Source organism: Pseudactinotalea sp. Z1732, assembly GCF_049724975.1.
Lineage (GTDB): Bacteria > Actinomycetota > Actinomycetes > Actinomycetales > Beutenbergiaceae > CALKWS01.
The window spans coordinates 1-2969 of sequence record NZ_JBMPQC010000037.1 but is presented as its reverse complement, the minus strand read 5'-3'; the positions used below and the strand labels follow the sequence as shown (position 1 = coordinate 2969).

General features: G+C 68.1%; 2 protein-coding genes and 1 pseudogene. All 3 read left to right on the top strand.

The features are described from left to right. Positions 1-248: RidA family protein (locus ACPL7H_RS19300; RefSeq protein ID WP_424798348.1), on the top strand; the 248-nt coding region annotated here is incomplete at its 5' end. A 112-nt stretch (positions 249-360) separates the two neighbouring features. Continuing rightward, positions 361-1558, top strand: a pseudogene (locus ACPL7H_RS19295) (ISL3 family transposase); the annotation flags it as partial. A gap of 95 nt (positions 1559-1653) precedes the next feature. After that, entirely contained in the window at positions 1654-2937 is a 1284-nt protein-coding gene (locus ACPL7H_RS19290; protein ID WP_424796329.1) for an ISL3 family transposase, read from the top strand. Positions 2938-2969: the final 32 nt, after the last annotated feature.

The following is a 2969-nucleotide window of genomic DNA, read 5'->3' as shown; positions in this document are numbered from 1 at the left end:
TCACGAGTCAGACCCATCAAACGTTGGAGAATATTCGTGCGATATTGGCGGAGGCGGGCACTGGCTTCGACGACGTGGTGCAGTCCAGGGCTTACCTGACCCGGATCCAGGAGGATTTCACCACGTTCGACTCCATCTATCGGGAGTATTTCTCCACGCCCTTCCCGGCACGCACCACCATAGGTATCGAACTTGCGATTCCTGGTTTGCTCGTCGAAATTGACGTAGTGGCAACGGTCGCGTCTTAACTGGCACTTCGCAGATGAGGGTGTAGAGGCCGTCAGCGCGTCGCTCGCCGGGTAGGGGTCGAGGTCTTCCGATGATGGAGGTTCCCACGCCGCCCATCTGGAAGACCTCGACGTGCCTGACGCTACCTTCACGCGCCCCGACCTGACCATGTTCGCCGGCCTCGACGAGCTCGGCCTGAAAGTCGGCGGCCAGCGGCTCGGGCCCGATCGGGCGGTCCTTGCCTGCCGGGTCGTCGAGGCCGATGAGTGGTGCCACCGCTGCGGCTGCGAGGGCGTGCCTCGCGACACCGTGACGCGGCGGTTGGCGCACGAGCCGCTGGGCTGGCGCCCGACCACCCTGCTGGTGACCGTGCGCCGCTACCGGTGCACCGGGTGTGGGCACGTGTGGCGACAGGACACCACCGCGGCGGCGGAGCCGCGGGCGAAAGATCTGCCGCGGCGGGTGCGCTGGGCGCTGGAGGCCCTAGTGTGCCAGCACCTGGTCGCGCGCGTCGCCGTGGGCCTGTCGGTGTCGTGGAACACGGTCAGCGCCGCGGTCCTGGCCGAGGGCCGCCGCGTGCTGATCAACGACCCGAGCCGGTTCGACGGCGTGCAGGTCGTCGGCGTGGACGAGCACGCGTGGCGCCACACCCGCCTGGGCGACAGGTACGTCACGGTGATCATCGACCTCACCCCGATCCGCGACGGCACCGGCCCCTCACGGCTGCTGGACATGGTCCCGGGCCGCTCGAAGCAGGCGTTCAAGCAGTGGCTCACCGACCGCGGCGCCTCGTGGCGGCAGGGCGTGGAGGTGGTGGCGATGGATGGCTTCACCGGCTTCAAGACCGCCACCAGCGAAGAGCTGCCCGAGGCCGTGGCGGTGATGGATCCCTTCCGCGTGGTCCGCCTCGCCGGCGACGCCGTGGACCGGTGCCGGCGCCGGGTCCAGCAAGAGCTCCACGGCCACCGCGGACGAGCTACCGATACGCTCTATCGTGCCCGCCGCACCCTGCACACTGGCGCCGACCTCCTGACCGACAAGCAGAAGGCGCGGATCGAGGCGCTCTTCGCCCTCGAGGAGCACGTGGAGGTCGAGGCAACCTGGGGCCTCTACCAGCAGATGATCACCGCCTACCGCGCACCGGACCGCAAGGCTGGCCGAGCGGTCATGGCCACGCTCATCACCTCGCTCAGCTCCGGCGTTCCCCCGCCCTGGAGGAGGTCCGCACCCTGGGCCGGACCATGAAAACACGCGCCGCCGACGTCCTGGCCTACTTCGACCGGCCCGGCACAGCAACGGCCCCACCGAGGCGATCAATGGGGCTCTTCAACTTTGAGCGTGGTGTGCCGTTGAGGTAGGGGCTCGTGGCCCTGATCCAACATGGGTGTTGTCAAAGCATCCAGTTGGAGAAGGGACCACGAGCCTGTGTGCCACGATACGCACCGGCGCGATGCTGCGTCGATTCTGTTCAACCTGCCCGGTTACCGGGTGATCACCGCCTCGCGGCGTGCCGATGGGCAGCGGGTGGTGCTGATCGAAACCACTGCCGGCGAGGACGGGTGTCCCTCGTGTGGGGTGATGTCGAACCGGGTGCATTCGCGCCCGGTCCAGCAGGTCAGAGACGTCAGTTGCGGCGGGCAGCCGGTGGTGGTGCGGGTGCGCAAGCGCCGATACCTGTGCGCCGAGCAGGTTTGCCCGCGGGGCACGTTCACCGAGGTCACCGAGGAGTTGCCGGCCCGGGCCAGGGTGACTACGCGCTTGGCTGCGACGGTGGCCGGGGCGCTGCGCACCGAGCCGCGGGCGGTCTTGGGGGTGGCCGGGGAGCATGGGTTGTCGTGGACCACAGTGATGCGCCTGGCCACCCAGACCTTGGATGTAGACGGGCACGCCGATTCGCGCCTGGTGCGCCGGCTGGGGATCGATGAGCACCGCTTCCGCAAGGTGCGCTATGTCCGAGACGCCGACATCGGGGCCACGGTGCGAGTAGAGCCGTGGTCGGTCGTATTCACCGACCTGGACACCGGCGCGATCCTCGACGTCGTCGACGGACCCCGGGCGGCCGCAGTCAAGTCCTGGTTGCGGGCCCGGCCGCGGTGGTGGCGCAAACGCGTGGAGACAGTCGCCATCGACATGTCCAGTGAGTTCCGCTCCGCCGTTCGCGAGGTGTTGCCGAAAGCGAAGATCAGTGTCGATCACTGGCACGTGATCCGCCTGGCCAACCAGATGCTCACCGACGTGCGCCGACGCCGGGCCTGGGAGGTTCATGGCCGGCGGGGCCGGTTGATCGACCCGCCCTGGCGGTATCGCAAGTTGCTCACCTGCGCCGGGGACCGACTCTCGGTGCGCCAGCGAGAACGTCTCCAGGAGATCCTGGAGGCCGACATCGAACTGGCCGTGGCCTGGGGCATCAAGGAACACGTGCGCCAGTTGATGGCCACCCGCGACACCGCAGCGTTCCAACGGGCCTGGTCGGAGTTGGAGAAGGCGGTGCGGGCCACCCGCCTGCCCGAGCCGCGCCGGCTGTTCAAGACGTTGTCTGCGTGGCGCCGGGAGTTGCTCACCTTCTGCCGCACCCGCACCACCAACGCCCGAACCGAGGCGGCGAACCTGACCGCCAAGACCTTCAAACGCATCGGACGCGGGTATCGCAATCATGACAACTACCGCTGCCGCATAATGGCCTACACGACGTCACCAAAGGCGGCGTGAACACCCCTCACCACGCTGAAAGTGGAAGAGCC